Genomic DNA, 22,126 nt, shown 5'->3' with positions numbered 1-22,126 from the left:
CTTATTGTTGTTTTCTTGCGCGCGGGAGGCACCTTGCCCGCGAAACTGGTGGGCCCGTCCCAACGTTCGTGCCTCACCCCCCCCCACCGCGAGCGGGCTCACTCCTACAGGGGGATTTGTGTTTTCAACTGGCTTTTTTGTCGGCCATCACCTGCGGGTAAAAGCGTTTGATCGCCAGGTCGGCGTTGTCGATCAAGGTCATGCAGGCCCAGACCCCGCGTGCTGAATCACGGGCAGCAATGGCGTCGGCCATGTCTTTGTGGATCGGCAAGGTGCGACGCAGTTCATCGGGGTCGGCAGCGGAGACTTCAAACGACACGGCGAGCAAGGCGCCGAGGGCCGGGACCATTTGCTCGATGAACTGGTTGTGGCTGGCCGCCAGAATGCATTCGTGGAAGGACTGGTCGGCACGGTTGTAATCAACGCCGCTGTCGACCGCCCGTTCCAGCGCGTTGTAGGCCAGTTGCACCGCGTGAATCTGCTCCAGGCTGGCGCGCTCGCAGGCCCAGCGCACGGCCATCGGTTCGATGGTGCGGCGCAAGTCGAGCAGGTCATCAACAAAGTTTTCCGGCAGGCCGTTGCGTGAGAGCCAGCCGACGACTTGCGGATCGAACAGGTTCCAGCGCCGTACCGGTAACACGCGAGTGCCAACCTTAGGCCCGACTTCGAGCATGCCTTTGGCGACCAGAGTCTTGATCGCTTCGCGAATCACCGTGCGGCTGACACCCAACTGCTCGCCCAGATCCGCCTCGACCTTGATCGCCTGCCCCGGTTTGACCTGGCCAGCGGCAATCCAGCTGCCCAGCCAATCGACCGTTGATGCATGAAAGCTGCTGGACATGGACACCTCAAAGCAGTTGGCGATGGGTGTTCACGCTAATGATCATATGATTAACAGTCAATCGGGATTTTCTAATGAAACACAATCCCCCTGTAGGAGTGAGCCTGCTCGCGATAGCGTTGGATCAGTCAATGTTGCTGGTGACTGACACACCGCTATCGCGAGCAGGCTCACTCCTACAGGGGGATTGTGTTTAAGGTTCGAGGCCGATCCGGAAGAACTCGCCGCCACTCCACACACCCAACCAGCGCTGCCCATCGATCTCACGACTGACCGCCAGTTCCACCAGTTGGTAAAACACATTGCGGTGAATCAGCGCTTCGAGGTTGGTGCGCACATGCACGTAAGGCGCAGGTTCCTGGGTTATTGGGTCGATCTCGACGCGGATCGGATGTTCCGGCCCGGCCTCAGCAGTCTCTTCAACGTTGGTAGTGAAACGCAGGACCTGCGCTTCGCCCTCGCCTTCGGCTTCCACGGCAATCGCCACGAACGGCGCATCGTCGACTTTGATCCCGACCTTTTCGACCGGGGTAATCAGGAAGTAATCATCGCCGTCGCGGCGGATGATGGTGGAGAACAGCTTGACCATCGGCTTGCGCCCGATCGGCGTGCCCAGGTAATACCAGGTGCCGTCGCGGGCGATGCGCATATCGATGTCGCCGCAGAAGTCCGGGTTCCACAAGTGCACCGGCGGCAGGCCTTTGGTTTTGGGGATCTGTCCCAACAGGTCATTGGCTTTTTGCGGTCCACTCATGGCGTACTCCTTGGTTTATTGGTCGCCGACTCCCAGCAGGCTGCGCGCGTATTGCGCCAGCGGCGGGCCGATCAGGTCTTCCGGCTTGTTATCGTGGAACGTCAGTAAACCGCCACGACTCTTGATCCGTGCAGTATCAATCAAATACTGGGTGCTGGTCTCGATCAACATGATCTGAATCACCCCGCCATCGATGCCGAGGCGATCCACGGCTTCCTGATCGAGCCATTCGTCAGAGTTGCCGATGCGGTCGTCAGCCTTGGCGAAGCGGGTGTACAGCAGGTAATGCGCGCCGGCATCGCGGGCTTCGCCCATCGCTTGGTCAAGACCTTCCGGGGCACGGGCGCGGCGGACCATCGGGAAGTATTCGACAAAGCCCTTGAACGCTTCTTCAGCCACCACGTTCGGCCGTGGGTAGGAGCCACCCGGCGGTGCGAATGAACCTTGGGCGATGTAGATGAACGAGTCCGGCTGAATGCGGAAGTTGTTCACCCGACGGCTGTCGCTGTGATCCAGCAGCCCCGCGTCGCTCATCTGATAGCGAGTGCCTTCGGCCATATCGCTGACAGTCATACAGCCGCCAAGCGCCAAAACGGCCAGCAGCAAAACCAGGCTACGCATCCTCATCCTCCAAAAGCCGGTGACGGAAAACCGGCGAATGGCCGTTGGATGCAGCTTTTGCGCCAGCTCAGGATCTTCGTCGAATGATGAATCGCTTTCGCGAGCAGACTCGCTCCCACAGGATTGCGCAAAACCCAGTGGGAGCGAGCCTGCTCGCGAAAAAGAGGGATCAGCCGCCGATAATCTTCATGACGGTCGCACCACCGGAGAACGCCACTTCCTGCTTGTCGCCCAACGCCTTGACCAACAGACGCTGCAACGCCGGCAACGCCTGATGGCGAGGCTTGTCGAGCAGATCACCGACATAGTGGCGGTTGCTCGACGACAGGCAGCCATGCAGCCAACCGGTCGACGACAGACGCAAGCGCGAACAGGTGCGGCAGAACGGCACGCTTTCGTTGGCGATCACGCCGAAATGGCCGCGGCCCGGTATCGCATAGCGCACGGCCGTGGCATCCACCGGCGCATCTGCCTGGGCGTACTCGTAGCGCTCGCCGATCAGGCTCAGCAGTTGCTGCAGGCTGACGAACTGTTGCAGGAAGGCGTTGGAGTCGGTGGCGAGGTGGCCCATGCGCATCAACTCGATGAAACGCAACTCATAGCCCCGTTCCAGGCAGTAATCGAGCAGCGGCATCACCTGATCCAGGTTCTGCCCACGCAACGGCACCATGTTGACCTTGATCTTCAGTCCCGCCGCTTTCGCCTGGTCCATGCCATCGAGCACGGTCGCCAGATCGCCGCCACGGGCGATACTGCGGAACGCGCCGGCGTCCAGGGTATCGAGAGAAACGTTGATCCGGCGCAGGCCGGCATCCACCAGTAGCGGAAGTTTTTTCGCCAGGAGTTGACCGTTGGTGGTCAGGCTGATGTCTTCCAGGCCCATCTTGCCGACGGCGCTCATGAAAGATTCGAGTTTGGGGCTGACCAGCGGCTCGCCACCGGTGATGCGCAAGCGCTCGATGCCGGCGGCTTCGATCAGATAAGCCACGCCGCGGGCCATGGCCTCGGCCGACAGTTCATCCTGCGCAGCCACCAACCGCTTGCCGTTGGGCACGCAGTAGGTACAGGCGTAATTGCAGGCTGAAGTCAGGCTGATGCGCAAATTGCGAAAACGCCTGCCTTGACGGTCAACGATCATGATCACTCCGGCGATAGAATTTCGAGCCGCTAAAACTTGACTCACAAATCAAGTTTTAGCAAGCCCTATGCCTGAGTATATTCCTGCGGTACTGCGTCATGTAGCGAAATCATGGCGCAATAAGGCCGCTGAATGATTCAGCTGCTCGGTGTTTCCGGGTCGCGCTTGCGCTTGTTGCCCATGCGCACGCCGATGTCCATCAGGAACTGGAAGAAACCTTCCTGATCTTCCAGAACATTGCTCCAGAACGGCGAGTGATACAGCGCCACCGCGCCGTGCACCAGCGCCCAGGACGCGCAGTAGTGGAAGTAAGGCGGCACGTCTTCGAGCTTGCCTTCGCTGATCCGGCCCTTGATGAGCAAGGTCAGGCGTTCGAAGTTCGAGGCACGGATCTTGTGCAACTCCTCGACCATTTCCGGCACCTGATTGCCTTTTACCACCTTCTCTTCGAGACGGTCGAACAGGCGGTAGCGCTGCGGGTCGCGCATGCGGAATTCGAAGTAGGCACGGGACAGCGCTTCCTTGTCCTTGTCGACATCGGCCGAATGCAGCAACTCATTCAAATCACGCTCGTAATCGAGCATCAGGCGCAGATAGATCTCGGCCTTGGATTTGAAATGCTTGTAGATCGTGCCTTTGCCGATACCCACGGCATCAGCAATCATCTCGACGGTGACGCTGTCTTCACCTTGTTCGAGGAACAGCTTGAGCGCGGTATCGAGAATTTCTTGCTCGCGGCGACGAAACTCACGGACCTTACGAGGTTCTTTGTGCATAAGAAAAGGTCTGTAGGGGTCAAAATTCGAAGCCGCGTATTATGCCTAACTTGCACAAAAATGCACGGATCATCCGACCATATCTGCGTTTCTTGTTCATTTTGCGAACGCCAGGGGTGCAATGAGAACTCAACTGAAGCGCACGTATTCCAAATTTGTTTAAAAACCCCGACCGGCTAACTGGACTGAACGCCAGACTGATCAATACTTGAACTGTCGGGCGGCATCTCCCCCAAGTGCCGTGCCGGTAAAGGTACCAAGGGACCGCGTGCCTTTGTTTTACTCCTAATGGTCTTAACCCGGATTCACCCCCCAGAACCCGGGTTTTTTTTGCCTGCGATTTGGCGGTGACCTACATGGCAGATTTGACAGAGGCCAGCGGAAACAGGCGCTTGAAGTTCTCGGTCGTCTGCTCGGCAAACCGCTCGTAGCTCTCCCCACGCAGCATCGCCAGAAACTCCGCCACCTCGCGCACGTACTGCGGCAGGTTCGGTTTGCCGCGATACGGGATCGGCGCCAGATACGGCGAGTCGGTCTCCACCAGCAAGCGATCGGCCGGCACCTTGCTCGCCACATCACGCAGGGCGTCGGCATTGCGGAAGGTGACGATGCCCGACAGGGAAATGTAGTAGCCCATGTCCAGCGCGGCTTTGGCCATGTCCCAGTCTTCGGTGAAGCAATGCAGCACACCGGCCTGGGGCAACGCCGCTTCTCGCAGCAGCTCAAGGGTATCGGCACGGGCGCCGCGGGTGTGGATGATCACCGGCTTACCAGTCTGCTGTGCGGCTTGCAGGTGCAGGCGGAAGGATGCCTGCTGCAGCTCGGCGGCTTCCGGTTCGTAGTGATAATCCAGACCGGTTTCACCGATCGCCACCACTTTCGGGTGATTGAGTTCGTGCAGCAGCCAGTCAAGTGCAGGCGCCGCGCCCGGTTGCACATCCAATGGGTGCACACCAACCGAGCAATCGACGTCGTCGTAGCGCTCGGCGAGGGCTTTGACGTCGGCGGCGTTATCGGCACTCACGCCGATACACAGGAAGTGACCTACCCCGCGCTGGCGAGCCGCATCGAGTGCAGCATCCAGCGAACCGTCATGGGCGGCGAGGTCGAGGCGATCAAGGTGACAATGGGAATCTACGAGCATAAAAAAGACGGCTACTTACATCGTATGAGTGGGACGGTCGGATTTCAGTGCTCCGGCCAGATGGGTTTCGATGCGACTGCGGGCGGTGTTGTCGCCTTCATTGAATTGCACGCCGACGCCGGCTGCGCGGTTGCCCTGAGCACCTTTGGGGGTGATCCAGGCGACCTTGCCGGCCACCGGAATCTTCTCCGCCTCGTCCATCAGGTTCAGCAGCATGAACACCTCGTCGCCCAACTTGTAGCTCTTATTGGTCGGGATGAACAGGCCACCGTTCTTGATGAACGGCATGTAGGCGGCGTAAAGCACCGATTTGTCCTTGATCGTCAGGGACAGGATGCCGTTGCGCGGCCCGGGGCTGATGGCTTCATTCATGTTGACCTCCACTGCTGATGTTCAGAGTCTAGGTACACATTCTTATCTTTGACCAGGCAATCCCGCCCATTGCACCAACAACGCTTCCAGCAGCAGTGCCGGGTTGAGGTTGGCTTTGCTCAGGACTTTCTGCCGCTGGGCGAGAATCCAGTCCTGAATATCGAGGACTTTGCCCTGGGCGCTTTTCTGCGCCAGGTACTGCACGACTTTGCGCATGTCGCTCAGACCGAGACCGGATTCATCCTGGGTCAGCTGATAGCGCAAGATCAGGCTCGACCAGTCGCAGAACCAGTCAAACAGACGCAGCATCGGAATGCTTTTCCACTCTTCGGCCAGTTGCGTCGGCGATTGCTGCTGCTTGAGCAGCTTCTTCACCCCTTCGACCACCTGCGCCCGCTGTTCACGCACGCCCTGGGACTGCAGGCTGACTGCCGCCAACGGCGAACCAGCCGCTAGCGTCAGCAATTCGACGCGTTCCTCTTCGGAACACTCCGGCAGCGCTTGCGCCAGCCACTGCAGGCTCATGGCCTCGCCCGGCAGCGGACATGCCTGCTGCACGCAGCGGCTCTTGATTGTCGGCAGCAAACGGCTCGGCTGGTGGCTGACCAGCAACAGCACGGTATCGCCGGACGGCTCTTCGAGGCTCTTGAGCAAGGCGTTGGCGGCGTTGATGTTCATCGATTCCACCGGCTCGATCAGCACCACCTTGCGCCCGCCCAGCTGCGCGGTCTGCACCACGAAACTGACCAGATCGCGGACCTGGTCGACCTTGATCGCCTTGTCGGCTTCTTCCGGCTCAAGGATGTAATTGTCCGGATGGCTGCCGGCCTTGAGCAACAGGCAGGATTTGCACTCACCGCACGCTTCCGGCGTAGGACGCTGACAGAGCAGGCTGGCCATCAGGCGCTCGGCCAACGCGCGCTTGCCGATCCCGGCCGGGCCGTGCAGCAAGTACGCGTGGGCGTGCTGGCTACGTCCGGCCAGTTGCTGCCAGAGGCTGTCCTGCCATGGATAGGCCTCAGCCACGAATCAGCTCCAGCAAGTTCGGAATCAAGGTATCCAGCGCTTGCTGAACCTTGACCAATGACTGACCGGCATCGATGCGCACATAGCGCGCCGGATCAGCCTCGGCGCGTTGCAGAAACGCATTGCGTACCGCTTCGAAAAACGCCCGGCCTTCCAGTTCAAAGCGATCCAGCCGACCACGGGCACTGGCGCGGGCCAGGCCGATTTCCACCGGCAGATCGAAAATCAGCGTCAGATCCGGACGCAGGTCGCCCTGAACGAACGTCTCCAGCGCAGCAATGCGCTCCAGCGACAAACCACGACCGCCGCCCTGATAGGCGTAAGTCGAGTCGGTGAAACGATCGCATAGCACCACCGCGCCGCGAGCCAGCGCCGGACGGATCACTTCGGCCAGATGCTGGGCGCGCGCGGCGAACACCAGCAACAGCTCGGTATCGGGGTTCATGACTTCATCGGCCGGGGCCAGCAGCACATCGCGAATGCGCTCGGCGAGTGGCGTACCCCCGGGTTCGCGGGTCAGCACTACTTCGACACCTTCGGCGCGCAGGCGCTCGGCGAGGTATTCGCGGTTGGTGCTCTTGCCGGCGCCTTCCGGGCCTTCCAGGGTAATAAACAAGCCAGTCACAGGCAGTCCTTAATCAAAGTCATTGCGCGTTCTGCGGTGCGGTCGTCGCGGGTTCGGCAGCAGGAGCCGGCGTCGGCGCGGGTTCCTGAGCGGGAACCTGTGGCAGCGCTTCAGGCGTGGTATCAGGAGATGCCGCAGGAGTCGCCTCCTCGGTCGCAGTAGCCGGAGCGGCCGGCGTATTTGCCGGGGCCGGGCTGGAGCGGTAATCGGCGCGGCGCTTGAGCTGGAACTCGCGCACCGCGCTGTTGTGCGCATCCAGATCATCGGAGAACACATGGCTACCGTCGCCACGGGCAACAAAATACAGACTGTTACCTTCCACCGGATTGAGCGCGGCATGAATCGCCTCGCGACCGACCATGGCAATCGGCGTCGGCGGCAATCCGGGGATCACATAGGTGTTGTAGGGCGTCGGCTCCTTGAGATGAGCTCGGGTCAACTTGCCGGTGTAGCGATCGCCCAGGCCGTAGATCACGGTCGGGTCGGTCTGCAACTGCATGCCCAGCGCCATGCGACGCACGAACACGCCGGCAATCTGCCCACGCTCCTGCGGCACACCGGTTTCCTTTTCCACCAGCGAGGCCATGATCAGCGCCTGATATGGCTCGCTGTACGGCGCATCAGCCGAGCGGTTCTCCCACTCCTTGGCCAACACCTCGTCGAGGCGGTCGAAGGCTTTCTTCAGCAATTCGACGTCGGAAACACCGCGCACAAAGCGGTAGGTATCCGGGAAGAATCGCCCTTCCGGGAACAGCCCGCGATGGCCGATTTTCTCCATCACTTCGCTGTCGCTCAAGCCCTTGAGGGTCTGCTCGATCTTTTCGTCTTTTGCCAGCGCGGCACGGACCTGGTGGAAATTCCAGCCCTCGACCAGTGTCAGGCTGTACTGCACCACTTCGCCACGCTGCCACAAGTCGATCAGACCGTTCACGGTCATGCCCGGCTGCATGCGGTATTCGCCGGTATGGATCGGTGTGCCAGCCAGATTGAAGCGCCAGTAGATGCGCAACCAGAAGGCGTCCTTGATGACCCCATCGGTTTCAAGTTGAAGAAAGGTACGGGTCGGTGTCGAGCCTTTCGGCACATCCAGCAGTTCTTCCTGCGTGATGTTCAGGGGCTGTTCCAGCGCCGAATGAATTTTCCAGGCGCTGGCGCCCATCAGCAGCCCTGCCAGAACCAGTCCGGTTTCCAGCAGCAGCAAGAGTTTACGTCTCACGAATCAGGCATCCAGTAGCGCACGGGCAATGGTTTGCAGTTTACGGGTGAGCGGGCCAACCGGCCAGCTCAGTGCAGCGTAGGCGCGTACCGGCCAGACGCCATACACGCTGTTGCAGATAAAGACTTCATCAGCCCATTGCAGCTGTTCGAGGCTGATGTCGGTGATTTGGATGGGGATGGCCAATGACTCGGCCTGAAACAATATTTCAGCTCGCATCACACCGGCCACGCCACAGCGCTTCAGATCCGGGGTGATCAGTACGCCGTCGCGCACCAGAAACAGGTTGCTGAATACGCCTTCGATGACGCGCCCGGCCTGATCAAGCATCAAGCCTTCGGCATGTTCGCCATCGTGCCATTCGGCGCGGGCGAGTACTTGTTCCAGACGATTCAGATGCTTGAGACCGGCCAGCAACGGCTGGTTGGATAACCGCGTGACGCAGGGAAACAGGCGCACGCCCTGCTCGCCATGCACGGCAGGATAAACAGCAGGCGGGGTGCCTTGCAGAATGCGTCGGCCCTGCGCCGCAGGATCGGGTGCATAGCCGCGCAAGCCGTCGCCTCGGGTGAGAATGAGCTTGAGCACGCCCTCGCCCATTGCCGCGGCATAAGCCAGTAGCTCGCTGCGAACCCGCTCGATATCCGCGGCGATGGCCAGACGCGAGCAGCCCTCGGCCAAACGCGTCAGGTGACGATCCAGCAATACCGGCTGGCCGCCGTGCACGGCAATGGTCTCGAACAGACCATCACCGTAAGCCAGGCCGCGATCTTTCAGCGACAGAGCGTCAGCCGGTTGACCGTCGACCCAGCTGTCCATCAACCGGCGAACCGGCGGAATGCCAACGTACCGTTGGTGCCGCCAAACCCGAACGAGTTGGACAGTACGACATCGATGTCCATGTTGCGCGCAGTGTGCGGCACGAAGTCGAGATCGCAGCCTTCATCCGGCTCATCGAGGTTGATGGTCGGCGGTGCCACCTGACTGTTGATCGCCAGTACGCTGAAGATCGCCTCGACCGCGCCCGCCGCACCCAACAGGTGACCGGTCATGGACTTGGTGGAGCTGACCGCCAGGTTGTAGGCGTGCTCACCGAACACGGTCTTGATCGCGTTGGCTTCGGCAAGGTCGCCGGCCGGGGTCGAAGTACCGTGGGCGTTGATGTACTGCACCTGGTCGATGTTGATCTTCGCATCGCGCAGCGCATTGGTGATGCAGCGGGCTGCACCGGCGCCATCAGCGGGTGGCGACGTCATGTGGAACGCATCGCCACTGGTGCCGAAGCCGATCAGCTCGGCGTAGATCGTGGCGCCACGGGCCTTGGCGTGCTCGAGTTCTTCGAGTACCAGCGCACCGGCACCGTCAGACAGCACGAAGCCATCACGACCCTTGTCCCATGGACGACTGGCGCGAGTCGGCTCGTCGTTGCGGGTCGACAGCGCACGGGACGCGCCGAAGCCGCCCATGCCCAGACCGCACGCGGCCATCTCGGCACCACCGGCGATCATTACGTCGGCTTCGTCGTACATGATGTTGCGCGCGGCCATGCCAATGCAGTGCGTACCGGTGGTACAAGCAGTGGAAATGGCGTAGTTCGGCCCCTGTGCACCCAGGTGGATGGACAGAAAACCGGAAATCATATTGATGATCGAGCCTGGCACGAAGAATGGCGAAATTCGACGCGGGCCCATCTCATGCAGGGTACGGCTGGTTTCTTCGATGTTGGTCAGACCGCCGATGCCCGAGCCCATGGCCACGCCAATGCGCTCACGGTTGGCGTCGGTGACTTCCAGACCGGCGTTGCGAACAGCCTGAAAACCCGCGGCCAGACCGTACTGAATGAACAGGTCGAGCTTGCGTGCTTCCTTGACCGACAGGTATTCCTCGACATTGAAGCCCTTTACCGAGCCGCCAAAACGGGTGGAATAGGCAGAAAGGTCGGTGTGTTCGATCAGACCAATGCCACTGCGGCCAGCCAGAATGCCCTGCCAACTGCTCGGCACATCCGTGCCCAGTGGCGACAACATACCCATACCGGTGACTACGACGCGTCTACGCGACACAGCACTCTCCTTTTTCAAATGACGACTTTGCATCAGGCCTAAAGAAAAAACCGCACGCCATGATGGCAGTGCGGTTTTTCCATGACAGCAGACAACGATTACAAACTATTACGCCTGGTGGCTAGTAACGTAGTCGATTGCAGCTTGTACAGTAGTGATCTTCTCAGCTTCTTCGTCAGGGATTTCGGTCTCGAATTCCTCTTCCAGAGCCATCACCAGCTCAACGGTGTCAAGGGAGTCGGCACCCAGGTCTTCAACGAAGGAAGCAGTGTTGACCACTTCTTCTTCTTTAACGCCCAGTTGCTCGGCAACGATTTTCTTGACGCGCTCTTCGATGGTGCTCATACCTTGTTTTCACTCCTAATGGACAAATTCAGGCAGCTGGCCAGTGGGTAAGTGTATAGAAAGGCTTTTCAGCTTTTCAACTGAAAGCTTCACTCCTCAAACCCTGCGGCCCTCTGCCTATAAATAGATTGCAGCTTTATAACGGATTTTAGACAGCTCGTATGACATTTTTTTGAAGCAATCCGTCACATTTTACTTACATGTACATCCCACCGTTCACCGGGATTGTAGCCCCGGTGACGTATGCCGCACCGTCGGATGCAAGAAAAGCGACCACCGAGGCGATCTCTTGAGCTTGCCCCAGACGGCCCAGCGGAATCTGCGTCTGCAAGGCTTCACGCTGTGCTTCAGGCAGTTCGCGGGTCATATCGGTGTCGATGAAACCCGGGGTTACCGAGTTGACCGTAATCGAACGCGAACCGACTTCACGCGCCATCGCACGGCTGAAACCTTCCAGACCGGCCTTGGCGGCTGCATAGTTTACTTGGCCTGCGTTGCCCATGGCACCCACCACCGAGCCAATACTGATAATTCGGCCCCAGCGCGCTTTGGTCATGCCACGCAAAACGCCCTTGGACAGGCGATACAGACTGTTCAGGTTGGTATCGATCACGTCATACCATTCATCGTCTTTCATGCGCATCATCAGGTTATCGCGGGTGATGCCGGCATTATTGACCAGAATCGCCGGCGCGCCGAACTGCTCCTGAATGCTCGCGATCACGGCGGCAACGGATTCGTCGCTGGTGACGTTCAGTTCCAGACCGGTACCTTGAATGCCGTGCTCCTTGAGCGTGGCAGCAATTGCCTCGGCACCCTTGGCGGAGGTCGCGGTGCCAACAACGATGGCGCCCTGACGACCCAGTTCCAGTGCGATAGCCTGGCCAATACCGCGGCTTGCACCGGTGACAAGTGCAACTTTACCTTGCAGACTCATGCAAGTTTCTCCTGATTCAGGCCAGCGCTGCACGGGCGGCAGCGAAAGCGTCTGGGGTGTTGAGGTTGGAAGTCGAAACGCCTTCGGCGCAACGTTTGTTCAGACCGGCCAGCACTTTGCCCGGGCCGCACTCGACCAGACTGGTAGCGCCTCTGGCAGCCAGCGTCTGAACCGATTCAACCCAGCGAACCGGCTTGTACAGTTGTTCGAGCAGATCACGCTTGAGGGTGTCCAGGTCGGCCGGCACTTGCGCGCTTACGTTCTGTACCACCGGGATCTGCGGCGCCTGCCAGTCGATGGCGGCGATGGATTCGGCAAAGCGCTCGGCAGCCGGGCGCATCAGTTCGCAGTGCGAAGGCACGCTCACCGGCAACGGCATGGCACGCTTGGCACCACGGGCCTTGCAGCCTTCGATGGCACGCTCGACCGCAGCCTTGGCACCGGCGATAACCACCTGGCCTGGCGAGTTGAAGTTCACCGCGCTGACCACTTCGCCCTGCGCCGCTTCGGCACAGGCCGCCAGCACATCAGCATCTTCCAGACCGAGGATCGCAGCCATGCCGCCCTGCCCGGCCGGAACGGCTTCCTGCATCAACTGGCCACGGCGCTCAACGAGCTTCACCGCGTCGGCCAGGCTCAGGCTGCCGGCAGCAACCAGCGCGCTGTATTCACCCAGGCTGTGACCGGCAACAAATGCCGGACGCGCGCCACCTTCAGCCAGCCACAGACGCCACAGGGCGATCGAAGCGGTCAGAATGGCCGGTTGGGTTTTGTCGGTTTGATTGAGCAGCTCTTCCGGGCCCTGCTGGGTCAGTGCCCACAGGTCATAGCCCAGAGCAGCGGAGGCTTCTTTGAAGGTTTCGAGGATCAACGGATATTCCGCGCCCAGCTCGGCCAGCATGCCGAGGGACTGCGAACCCTGTCCTGGAAAGACGAATGCGAGGGAAGCAGACATGTAACAAGCCCCTAATGATCTTGTCGTCGAAAATGACGCCCCACTGGGGGACGCAAGAAACTGACAGTTGGATGGCCCTTTGAACCGGGCGGTCACATTTAAGCATTGTCCGACGAAAACGCCTAAGACAACAGATCCTCCAGACGGCCGTGGAGGCGTTCGGGCAGGTTCTCCTGAATCTCGATCAGCGCGCGCTGAATTGCACTCTGAAAACCCTGAACCCCGGCCGAACCGTGACTTTTCACCACGATACCCTGCAAGCCGAGGAAGCTTGCGCCGTTATGTCGCGCCGGTGCGAGATCCGCCTGCAGGCGCTTCATCAATGGCAGGGCCAAAGCACCTACCACGCGGGAAGCAAAGTTTTTCCTGAACAAGGCCTCAATGCGCGCGGCGATCATCGTCGCCAGGCCTTCGCTGGACTTGAGCAGGATATTGCCGACAAAACCGTCACAGACCACCACATCCGCCTCGCCGCGATACAGGCCATCGCCCTCGACAAAACCGATGTAGTTAATGCCGCGCGCCGCCTGCAACAAGGTCGCCGCCAGCTTGACCTGCTGATTGCCCTTGATGTCCTCGGTGCCGATATTCAGCAACGCGACACGCGGCCGGGCGATGCCCAGCGTCTGCGCCGCCACCGAGCCCATCACCGCGAACTGCAATAGATGCTCGGCGCTGCAATCGACGTTGGCGCCCAGGTCGAGCAACTGGCAATAACCCTTCTGCGTCGGAATCGCCGCCACCATCGCCGGCCGATCAATCCCCGGCAAGGTCTTGAGCACAAATCGCGACAGCGCCATCAACGCCCCGGTATTGCCGGCACTGACACAGGCCTGAGCCTTGCCATCACGCACCAGTTCAAGGGCGACACGCATCGACGAGTCCGGCTTGCCACGCAAGGCCTGGGTCGGCTTTTCGTCCATGGTGATGACTTCAGACGCCGGGACAATCGTCAGGCGCGCGCGATCGGCAGCCGATTGGCCGTTGATCAGTTCTTCAAGTAGGGAGGGTTGACCGACGAGGGTCAGGTGCAGCGAGGGCGTAGCAGAAAGGCAAGCAAGGCTGGCCTGAACAATGCTGCGGGGACCGAAGTCCCCGCCCATTGCGTCAATCGCGATGACTTGAGCGGACAAGTGATTACTCGTCAGCGCCCTTGTCGATCACTTTACGGCCACGGTAAACGCCTTCTGGCGATACGTGGTGACGCAGGTGAACTTCACCGGTGGTTTTTTCTACAGACAGGGTGCTAGCCTCGAGAGCGTCGTGCGAACGGCGCATGTCACGGGCAGAGCGGGATTTTTTGTTCTGCTGAACAGCCATAATTGATTAACTCCTAAACGTTTGGGTCACGCTTTAACTGCGCCAATACACTGAACGGGTTGGACCGCGTTACCTCGTCCTCGCTCGGTTCGGGTTCATCTGCTCCCGCCGGCTGCTGGCATTCTTCCGGATGATGAGCAGGCACAATGGGCAAGGCGAGCAGAAGCTCCTCCTCGATCAGTGACTGCAGATCCAATGGATCTTCGCCCAGTTCCAGCACGTCATAACCTTTCGGTAACGACTGGGTATTCGCACCCTCCTTCACTACAGCGTAACTGCATTCGCTGTGGATCGGCAGGGTGACCAGCTCAAGACAACGCTGGCAAACCATTTTGACTTCGGTGTCGATAAAGCTGTGGATCACCACAGATTTACGTTCATCTCGTTCAAAAACGAATTTGGCCTGCACCGTACCGACATCGTCGGAAAGCGGGTCGCAGAGTCTCTTCAAATCGGCCAGCAGCAGTTCACCTTGAAGGGTGGTGCCACGGTCAGCCAATTTGCGCGGGTCAACGTGAGGTGGAATCGGGTCATTCAACATAGGCGCAGCATTATAGGGATGCACCCACCCATGTCAAAGGAAATTGTGCCCTGTCCGTCACTTGCGTGCCTCCGCTAGAATTCGCGCCTGCCTCAGGAGACGCCAATGCTGCCTTTATTACTCGCCTCAAGCTCGACTTATCGCCGGGAATTACTCGCCCGCCTGCACCTGCCGTTCGTCTGCAGCTCGCCGGATATCGACGAAAGCCACCAGCCGGGCGAATCCGCCATCGAACTGGTCAAGCGCCTCGCCGAACAGAAAGCCCGCGCACTCGCCGCGAGCCATCCCGCTCATCTGATTATCGGCTCGGACCAAGTCGCAGTGCTCGGCGATCAGATCATCGGCAAGCCACACACCTTCGACAAGGCTCGCGAGCAGCTACTCGCCGCCAGCGGCGCCAGCGTGACCTTCCTCACCGGCCTGGCCCTGCTCAACAGCCAGACCGGCCACTGTCAGGTCGACTGCGTGCCATTTACCGTGCACATGCGTCAGCTCGACGAGGCGCGAATTGAACGCTACCTGCGCCTGGAGCAGCCCTACGACTGTGCCGGCAGCTTCAAGGCCGAAGGATTGGGCGTGAGCCTGTTCCAATCCACGGAAGGGCCTGACGCCACCAGCCTGATCGGCCTGCCACTGATTCGCCTGATCGACATGTTGCTGGCCGAGGGCGTGCAGATCCCTTAAAGCAAAAGATCGCAGCCTGCGGCAGCTCCTACAGGCTTCATGCCACCGCGAAAACGCGATCGGACGTGAAACATGTAGGAGCTGCCGCAGGCTGCGATCTTTTGATCTACCGGTAAATTAACGCAACGATGGCCCGTGGAACCCCATCCACATCGCCAACTGCTCAGCCACACTGGCGCCAAGTTTCTTCGAGAAGCGGTCGAACGGCGATTCCTGCACAGTGAAATCCACTAGCTCTTTCTCGCCAATTACGTCGCGCGCCACCGAACTGGCATTGCCCAGGCCATCGATCAAGCCCAACGGCAGCGCCTGCTCGCCGGACCAGACCAGCCCGGAGAACAGCTCCGGATGCTCCTTGTCCTTCAAGCGATCGCCACGACCCTGCTTGACGCTATTGATGAACTGCTTGTGCGTTGTATCCAGCACGGTCTGCCAGAACGCAGTCTCGTCAGGCTTCTGCGGCTGGAACGGATCCAGAAACGACTTGTGCTCGCCCGAGGTATAAGTGCGACGCTCGACGCCGAGCTTGTCCATGGTGCCGACAAACCCGTAACCGGCCGCCGTTACACCAATGGAGCCGACCAGACTGGCCTTGTCGGCATAGATCTGATCCGCAGCACTGGCGATGTAATAGGCACCGGACGCACCGAGATCGGAAATCACCGCATACACCTTGGTATCCGGGTGCAGACCGCGCAGACGCTTGATCTCGTCATACACATAACCCGACTGCACCGGACTGCCGCCCGGACTGTTGATCCGCAGGATCACACCCTTGACCTTCTTGTCCTCGAAGGCCGCACGCAGGCTGCCGACGATGTTGTCAGCGCTCGCAGGCTCCTTGTCGGCAATCATGCCGGTGACGTCGATCAGCGCGGTGTAGTTCGGGCCACGGGTGGCGCTCTTTTCCATGTCCATCAGCGGCGTGAACAGGATCAGCGCAACAAACAGATAAACAAACGTCAGCAGCTTGAAGAAGATCCCCCAACGCCGCGAGCGACGTTGCTCCTGCACACTGGCCAGCAAAGTCTTTTCCAGCAGCTTCCAGCTTTTCTCGTCACCGTCGTCGGCACTTGCCTTGGCCGGTGCTTTCCATTCGTCGGTCATGCGCTGTACCCCAGCAAAAACGTATTAAGCCTGCTGCCCCAGCCAGGCGTGCAATTCACTAAAACGGTCAATCGACAGGCGCGGTTCGAACTGCTGCAGCGACTCGATCGACTGCGCGCCGTAGCTGACCGCCACCGACGCCATGCCCGCGTTACGCGCCATCAGCAGATCGAAGGACGAATCGCCGACCATCAGCGCCTGCTCGGGACGCACGCCGCAATGCGCGAGAATCTGCTCGAGCATCAGCGGATGCGGCTTGCTTGCGGTCTCGTCGGCGGCGCGGGTGATATCAAAATAATCTTCCCAGCCATTGGCCTTGAGCACCCGATCCAGTCCGCGACGGTTCTTGCCGGTCGCGACCGCCAGGTGATAGCCCTGCTCGCGAAACGACGCCATCGACTCCACTACGCCCTCGAACAGCGGCGAAGGCACGGCTTCTGCCGCGATGTAGTGGTCGGCGTAATACTCGCGAAACAGGGTCATCTCGGCATCGCTGATGTCCGGGTACAAGGTGCGGATCGCCTCGGGCAAGCCCAGGCCGATGATGCCCTTGACGGCAAAATCATCACGCAACTCGAAACCGGAACGCGCGGACGCAGAATGCATCGCTTCGACAATCCGACCAATGGAATCAGCGAGGGTGCCGTCCCAATCGAAAATCAGCAGTTTGTAATCAGATGGGCGCACTCAATCGCTCCACGGTCTTGGCCCACATTTCATCCACCGGCGCCTGCAACTTGAGCTCGCCGCCATCGGGCAGCGGCACGGTCAGCATGTAGGCGTGCAGGAACAGACGCTTGCCGCCCAGATCACGGATCTCCTTGCTGAAACCGTCATCGCCGTACTTGGTGTCGCCGGCAATGCAGTGCCCGGCGTGCAACGTATGGACGCGGATCTGATGGGTGCGACCGGTGATCGGCTTGGCTTCGATCAGAGTGGCAAAGTCGCCGAAACGACGCAGGACCTTGAACACGGTCACCGACTCCTTGCCCTCCTCCTCGTCGACCTCGACCATGCGCTCGCCGGAGCGCAGATTGCTCTTGCCCAGCGCCGCACGGACTTGCTTGATCGAGGTCGCCCAATTGCCGCGCACCAGCGCCATGTAACGCTTGTCGACACCGTCACCGCGCAAGGCGGCGTGCAAGTGCCGCAACATGCTGCGCTTCTTGGCGATCATCAGCAGGCCGGAGGTGTCACGGTCGAGACGGTGAACCAGCTCCAGCTCTTTGGCATCGGGGCGCAACTGACGAAAGGCTTCGATGACGCCGTAATTCAAGCCACTGCCGCCGTGAACCGCAATGCCGGCGGGCTTGTTGATCACGATCAGGGCTTTGTCTTCGTAGACAATCGAGGCTTCCAGGCGCTGTAACAGACCCTGGGCCAAGGGCACCGGTTCGTCGCGTTCAGGCACGCGAACGGGCGGCACGCGCACGATATCGCCGGCCTGCAGCTTGTATTCTGGCTTGATCCGCCCCTTGTTCACGCGCACTTCGCCTTTACGCAAAATGCGGTAAATCAAGGTCTTGGGCACGCCTTTGAGCCGGGCTAGCAGGAAATTGTCGATTCGTTGGCCGGCATACTCCGGCGAGACTTCAAGCAGTTGAACGCCTGGAGTCGAAGGGGCAGTAGTTGTCATGCCGCGGATGATAACAATTTTTATGGAATTGAAGCACTTAATCATTGCTGCTATAGTCGCGAACGCCGCCAAAAGCGGCCTGGACAGCGGAACCACGGTCAAAAACCGGCCCTGACCAACGCAATTCACCAGGACGCGAGGCCGTCCTACGGGGCTTTCGCTACGTAACGGTGGAGTTTGCAGTTGTAACAAGCGCAGGTGACATGAGGCCTGAATTACACCGTCGAGCAGAGTTTTCACTCGCCTGACAGGCACACATTCAAGGCCAGTTCACAAAGTGCAGTCAGCTGCAGATGACCCCGAGCAAAAGCTTCGGAAACATCGCCTGAATTAGCCATGATGCGTGACCTCCCCTTTCGGAGCTCACGGTAAATGCCAACCCGCTGCGGATTCTGCGCGCGGCAGCACCCGAATTATCAGGGATACGTGTAGGGTGGAGATGCACAACCGCCGGACTGTGTAGCAATAGGCTTTATCAAGACGCTTCATCTCGTCCACAGCCGCTGGTTGATTCCTCCTCCTGACTGAGTGCTTAAGTAGCCACAGCAAGCAGGACGCGTACGTCGCGATATCGGCCCAATTGGCCTGACATCGCTGGACACGGGAATGGCCAACCACTCCCGACGCACCTGACACCGACCGTGAGAAGTCGTGTGTGCCGAACGCCGTTTCCGGCAGCCCGGAAACCGACGGTACTACATGAAAAGAATGCTGATTAACGCAACTCAACCCGAAGAGTTGCGTGTTGCACTGGTAGATGGCCAACGCCTCTACGACCTGGACATCGAATCCGGTGCACGCGAGCAGAAAAAGGCCAACATCTACAAAGGCCGTATCACTCGCATCGAACCAAGCCTTGAGGCTGCCTTTGTCGATTTCGGCTCCGAGCGCCACGGCTTCCTGCCCCTCAAAGAAATCTCCCGCGAATACTTCAAGAAAGCCCCTGAAGGCCGCGTCAACATCAAGGACGTCCTGAGCGAAGGCCAGGAAGTCATCGTTCAGGTCGAAAAAGAAGAACGTGGCAACAAGGGCGCCGCCCTGACCACCTTCATCAGCCTGGCCGGTCGTTACCTCGTGCTGATGCCGAACAACCCGCGTGCCGGCGGTATCTCCCGTCGCATCGAAGGCGAAGAGCGCAACGAACTGCGTGAAGCGCTGAACGGTCTGGTTGCTCCAGCCGACATGGGTCTGATCGTGCGCACTGCCGGCCTGGGCCGCAGCAGCGAAGAAATGCAGTGGGACCTCGACTACCTGCTGCAACTGTGGACTGCCATCAAAGAAGCCTCGCTGGATCGCTCCGCGCCATTCCTGATCTATCAGGAAAGCAACGTGATCATCCGCGCCATCCGCGATTACCTGCGCCAGGACATCGGCGAAGTGCTGATCGACAGCGTTGAAGCCCAGGACGAAGCCCTGACCTTCATCCGCCAGGTGATGCCGCAGTACGCCAGCAAGATCAAGCTGTACGAAGACAGCGTGCCGCTGTTCAACCGTTTCCAGATCGAAAGCCAGATCGAGACCGCTTTCCAGCGCGTCGTCGAACTGCCTTCCGGCGGCTCCATCGTCATCGATCCGACCGAAGCCCTGGTGTCCATCGACATCAACTCGGCGCGTGCCACCAAAGGCAGCGACATCGAAGAAACCGCCCTGCAGACCAACCTTGAAGCCGCCGAAGAAATCGCCCGTCAGTTGCGCCTGCGCGACATCGGCGGCCTGATCGTCATCGACTTCATCGACATGACCCCGGCCAAGAACCAGCGCGCCGTGGAAGAGAAAGTCCGCGAATGCCTGGAAGCCGACCGCGCTCGCGTGCAGATCGGCCGCATCTCGCGCTTCGGCCTGCTGGAAATGTCCCGTCAGCGCCTGCGTCCATCGCTGGGCGAAAGCAGCGGCATCGTCTGCCCGCGCTGCAACGGCACCGGCATCATCCGTGACGTCGAATCGCTGTCGCTGGCGATCCTGCGCCTGATCGAAGAAGAAGCCCTGAAAGACCGCACGGCCGAAGTGCGCGCTCAGGTGCCGATCCCGGTCGCCGCGTTCCTGCTCAACGAAAAACGCAACTCGATCACCAAGATCGAACTGCGCACCCGTGCCCGTATCGTCATTCTGCCGAACGATCACCTGGAAACCCCGCACTTCGAAGTTCAGCGTCTGCGTGACGACAGCCCGGAAGCTGCGACCAACCAGTCCAGCTACGAAATCGCTGCTGCCGCTGCCGAAGTCGAAGAAGTCCAGCCAGCCGCTGCGACCCGCACCCTGGTTCGCCAGGAAGCCGCGGTCAAGACTGCGCCGGCCCGTGCCAATGCGCCGGTGCCGACCGAAGTCGCCGCGCCTGCCGCTGCTGCACCGGCTCCAGTTGCCGCGCCAGAGCCAAGCCTGTTCAAAGGCCTGGTGAAATCGCTGGTCAGCCTGTTCGCGACCAAAGAAGAGCCAGCCGCTCCGGTCGTCGTTGAAAAACCGGCCACCGAGCGTCCGGCCCGCAACGAAGAACGTCGCAACGGTCGTCAGCAGAGCCGCAACCGTAACGGTCGCCGTGATGAAGAGCGCAAGCCGCGCGAAGAACGTGCACCGCGTGAAGAGCGCGCCCCACGCGAGCCGCGTGAAGAGCGTCAGCCACGTGAAGCCCGTGAAGTCCGCGAGCCGCGTGAAGCCCGCAGCGAAGCACCGGCCGCTCGCGAAGAACGCGCACCCCGCGCTCCGCGTGAAGAACGTGCACCACGTGCGCCGCGCGAAGACCGCAAGCCACGTGGCGAGCGTGAAGAGCGTGTACGTGAACTGCGCGAACCACTGGACGCCGCTCCGGCTGCACCCGTAGCGGCTGCCGCTGCCGCTGTGGTCGCAGAAGAGCGTCCGGCCCGTCAGCCACGCGAAGAGCGCGCTCCACGCCCACCGCGTGAAGAGCGTCAACCGCGTGCCGAGCAGGCTGCTGCCGTTGCTGAAGAAGAAGTGAACAGCAACGAAGAGCAACTGCCGGAAGACGGTCAGGACAACGCCGAAGGTGATCGTCCACGTCGTCGCTCCCGTGGTCAGCGTCGTCGCAGCAACCGTCGCGAGCGTCAGCGTGATGCCAACGGCAACGTGATCGAAGGTTCGGAAGAATCCGAATCCGGCGAAAACGCTGAAACAGCACCAAGCGCCGCCGATCTGGCTGCCGGCCTGGCCGTCACTGCCGCTGTTGCCAGCAGCGTGATCAGCGCTCCGGCCGAAGCACAGGCTCACGAGCAAGCCGAACGCGCCACCGCCGCTGTTCAGGAAACCGCCCCAGTGGAAGCGCCGGTCGTTGAGGCCACCACCCCAGTGGAAGTGGTGGCTGCTCCGGAAGTCGAAGTGGCACCGGTTCAGGAAACTCTGCCTCAGGTTGAAGCCGCTGCACAACCTGCCGTTGAGGCGCCAGTCTTGGCCGCAGAGCCGGTTGCTGAAACCGTCGCTGAAACCGTGACCGAAACCGTGCGTGAAGTTCGCGAAGAACAGACCGCGTTCAACTGGGTTGCCGAGCCTGCCGTCGCTGAAACTCCAGCGCCAGTCGTTGAAGCCCCAGTGGTTGAAGAAGCCAAGGCTGCCGCGCCAGTGGTCGAAGCCGCTGAACCTGCTCCAGCGCCAGTGGTTGAAACACCGGTGGTCGAAGCGTCAGTGGTTGCCGAAGCCCCTGCTCCAGTGGTTGAAGCCGCTCCGGTCAGCGCCCTGACGCCAAACGGCCGTGCACCAAACGACCCACGTGAAGTGCGTCGCCGCAAGCGTGAAGCCGAGCGTCTGCAGAAGGAAGCCGAACTGGCTGCCGCTGCTGCTCCGGCTGCTGAAGTGGTCGAGGTTGCTGCCGTGACTGAAGAAGCGGTGGTTGAATCGGTGATCGCCGAAGCACCACGCTCCGTTCAGGACGCGGTCGAGCATCACCAAGCGGCCGAGGAAAAAGAACACGAGCCTAAACCGCTCGTCTGATTCCGCAAGCCATAAAAAGCCCCGCCTGAGCAATCAGGCGGGGCTTTTTCATGCCTCCAGTTCAAGCATCGCCCCGACTCCTACAGAGG

Annotated in this window: 23 protein-coding genes; 2 read left to right on the top strand and 21 right to left on the bottom strand. The window is 60.3% G+C overall.

All coding sequences use genetic code 11. The annotated features are described in order from the left end of the window. Positions 1–124: 124 nt before the first annotated feature. The 18 genes from LVD08_RS11215 to LVD08_RS11130 form a co-directional block, all read right to left on the bottom strand. A complete protein-coding gene (locus tag LVD08_RS11215; RefSeq protein WP_103369845.1) occupies positions 125–841 on the bottom strand; it encodes a FadR/GntR family transcriptional regulator in 717 nt (238 codons plus the stop codon). Between the two features lie 193 nt (positions 842–1,034). Beyond that, a complete protein-coding gene (locus LVD08_RS11210; protein ID WP_027612365.1) occupies positions 1,035–1,595 on the bottom strand; it encodes a DUF1285 domain-containing protein in 561 nt (186 codons plus the stop codon). 15 nt (positions 1,596–1,610) lie between these two features. Then, positions 1,611–2,216, bottom strand: coding sequence for a DUF4823 domain-containing protein (locus LVD08_RS11205; RefSeq protein ID WP_007950810.1), 606 nt, complete (start codon positions 2,214–2,216; stop codon positions 1,611–1,613). A gap of 169 nt (positions 2,217–2,385) precedes the next feature. After that, the gene (locus LVD08_RS11200; protein WP_098965014.1) at positions 2,386–3,354 is read right to left on the bottom strand and encodes a GTP 3',8-cyclase MoaA; all 969 of its coding nucleotides are present in this window, start codon (positions 3,352–3,354) and stop codon (positions 2,386–2,388) included. A gap of 137 nt (positions 3,355–3,491) precedes the next feature. Then, positions 3,492–4,130: a TetR/AcrR family transcriptional regulator gene (locus LVD08_RS11195; RefSeq protein ID WP_007950805.1), complete on the bottom strand. Its 639-nt coding sequence runs from the start codon at positions 4,128–4,130 to the stop codon at positions 3,492–3,494. Between the two features lie 352 nt (positions 4,131–4,482). Continuing rightward, positions 4,483–5,274: a TatD family hydrolase gene (locus tag LVD08_RS11190; RefSeq protein WP_103369216.1), complete on the bottom strand. Its 792-nt coding sequence runs from the start codon at positions 5,272–5,274 to the stop codon at positions 4,483–4,485. A 15-nt stretch (positions 5,275–5,289) separates the two neighbouring features. Further along, the gene (locus LVD08_RS11185) at positions 5,290–5,646 is read right to left on the bottom strand and encodes a PilZ domain-containing protein (protein WP_027612362.1); all 357 of its coding nucleotides are present in this window, start codon (positions 5,644–5,646) and stop codon (positions 5,290–5,292) included. 42 nt (positions 5,647–5,688) lie between these two features. Continuing rightward, entirely contained in the window at positions 5,689–6,672 is a 984-nt protein-coding gene (locus LVD08_RS11180) for a DNA polymerase III subunit delta' (RefSeq protein ID WP_247268148.1), read from the bottom strand. After that, positions 6,665–7,297, bottom strand: coding sequence for a dTMP kinase (gene tmk / locus LVD08_RS11175; protein ID WP_139054895.1), 633 nt, complete (start codon positions 7,295–7,297; stop codon positions 6,665–6,667). The genes LVD08_RS11180 and tmk overlap by 8 nt, the downstream gene beginning before the upstream one ends. 19 nt (positions 7,298–7,316) lie before the next feature. Further along, positions 7,317–8,513, bottom strand: coding sequence for an endolytic transglycosylase MltG (gene mltG / locus LVD08_RS11170; RefSeq protein ID WP_247268147.1), 1,197 nt, complete (start codon positions 8,511–8,513; stop codon positions 7,317–7,319). Positions 8,514–8,516: 3 nt separating this feature from the next. After that, positions 8,517–9,332: an aminodeoxychorismate lyase gene (gene pabC, locus LVD08_RS11165; protein ID WP_247268146.1), complete on the bottom strand. Its 816-nt coding sequence runs from the start codon at positions 9,330–9,332 to the stop codon at positions 8,517–8,519. Next, complete coding sequence (fabF, locus tag LVD08_RS11160) at positions 9,332–10,576, bottom strand: beta-ketoacyl-ACP synthase II (RefSeq protein WP_247268145.1); 1,245 nt, start codon at positions 10,574–10,576, stop codon at positions 9,332–9,334. Before fabF ends, pabC begins: the two co-directional genes overlap by 1 nt. 108 nt (positions 10,577–10,684) lie before the next feature. Further along, on the bottom strand, positions 10,685–10,921 hold the full coding sequence (gene acpP, locus LVD08_RS11155) for an acyl carrier protein (RefSeq protein ID WP_003175607.1): 237 nt from the start codon (positions 10,919–10,921) through the stop codon (positions 10,685–10,687). A gap of 196 nt (positions 10,922–11,117) precedes the next feature. Then, a complete protein-coding gene (gene fabG, locus LVD08_RS11150; protein ID WP_027612356.1) occupies positions 11,118–11,858 on the bottom strand; it encodes a 3-oxoacyl-ACP reductase FabG in 741 nt (246 codons plus the stop codon). Positions 11,859–11,874: 16 nt separating this feature from the next. Next, a complete protein-coding gene (gene fabD, locus LVD08_RS11145; RefSeq protein WP_247268144.1) occupies positions 11,875–12,813 on the bottom strand; it encodes an ACP S-malonyltransferase in 939 nt (312 codons plus the stop codon). A gap of 122 nt (positions 12,814–12,935) precedes the next feature. After that, complete coding sequence (gene plsX, locus LVD08_RS11140; RefSeq protein ID WP_080963300.1) at positions 12,936–13,946, bottom strand: phosphate acyltransferase PlsX; 1,011 nt, start codon at positions 13,944–13,946, stop codon at positions 12,936–12,938. Positions 13,947–13,950: 4 nt separating this feature from the next. Then, the gene (rpmF, locus tag LVD08_RS11135) at positions 13,951–14,133 is read right to left on the bottom strand and encodes a 50S ribosomal protein L32 (protein WP_003179396.1); all 183 of its coding nucleotides are present in this window, start codon (positions 14,131–14,133) and stop codon (positions 13,951–13,953) included. Positions 14,134–14,146: 13 nt separating this feature from the next. After that, positions 14,147–14,674: a YceD family protein gene (locus LVD08_RS11130; protein WP_003204262.1), complete on the bottom strand. Its 528-nt coding sequence runs from the start codon at positions 14,672–14,674 to the stop codon at positions 14,147–14,149. 105 nt (positions 14,675–14,779) lie between these two features. Between LVD08_RS11130 and LVD08_RS11125 the strand changes: the two genes are divergently transcribed. Beyond that, complete coding sequence (locus tag LVD08_RS11125) at positions 14,780–15,358, top strand: Maf family protein (protein WP_247268143.1); 579 nt, start codon at positions 14,780–14,782, stop codon at positions 15,356–15,358. A 117-nt stretch (positions 15,359–15,475) separates the two neighbouring features. On the opposite strand, the gene sppA is transcribed toward LVD08_RS11125, so the two are convergent. Genes sppA through rluC form a run of 3 tightly spaced genes read right to left on the bottom strand, consistent with a single transcriptional unit; the run spans position 15,476 to position 18,101 of the window. Then, a complete protein-coding gene (sppA, locus tag LVD08_RS11120; protein WP_027612352.1) occupies positions 15,476–16,465 on the bottom strand; it encodes a signal peptide peptidase SppA in 990 nt (329 codons plus the stop codon). Between the two features lie 24 nt (positions 16,466–16,489). Beyond that, positions 16,490–17,152, bottom strand: a complete 663-nt coding sequence (locus LVD08_RS11115; protein WP_064588686.1) for an HAD-IA family hydrolase — start codon at positions 17,150–17,152, stop codon at positions 16,490–16,492. Beyond that, complete coding sequence (gene rluC, locus LVD08_RS11110; protein ID WP_007950779.1) at positions 17,139–18,101, bottom strand: 23S rRNA pseudouridine(955/2504/2580) synthase RluC; 963 nt, start codon at positions 18,099–18,101, stop codon at positions 17,139–17,141. The genes LVD08_RS11115 and rluC overlap by 14 nt, the downstream gene beginning before the upstream one ends. A gap of 699 nt (positions 18,102–18,800) precedes the next feature. On the opposite strand from rluC, the gene rne reads away from it, so the two are divergent. Next, a complete protein-coding gene (gene rne / locus LVD08_RS11105; protein WP_247268142.1) occupies positions 18,801–22,037 on the top strand; it encodes a ribonuclease E in 3,237 nt (1,078 codons plus the stop codon). Positions 22,038–22,126: the final 89 nt, after the last annotated feature.

It is taken from the genome of Pseudomonas sp. YL2 (assembly GCF_023063025.1).
GTDB classification, from domain to species: domain Bacteria; phylum Pseudomonadota; class Gammaproteobacteria; order Pseudomonadales; family Pseudomonadaceae; genus Aquipseudomonas; species Aquipseudomonas putida_A.
Note: the sequence above shows the minus strand (reverse complement) of the source record. Positions and strands in the feature narration are given on the sequence as shown.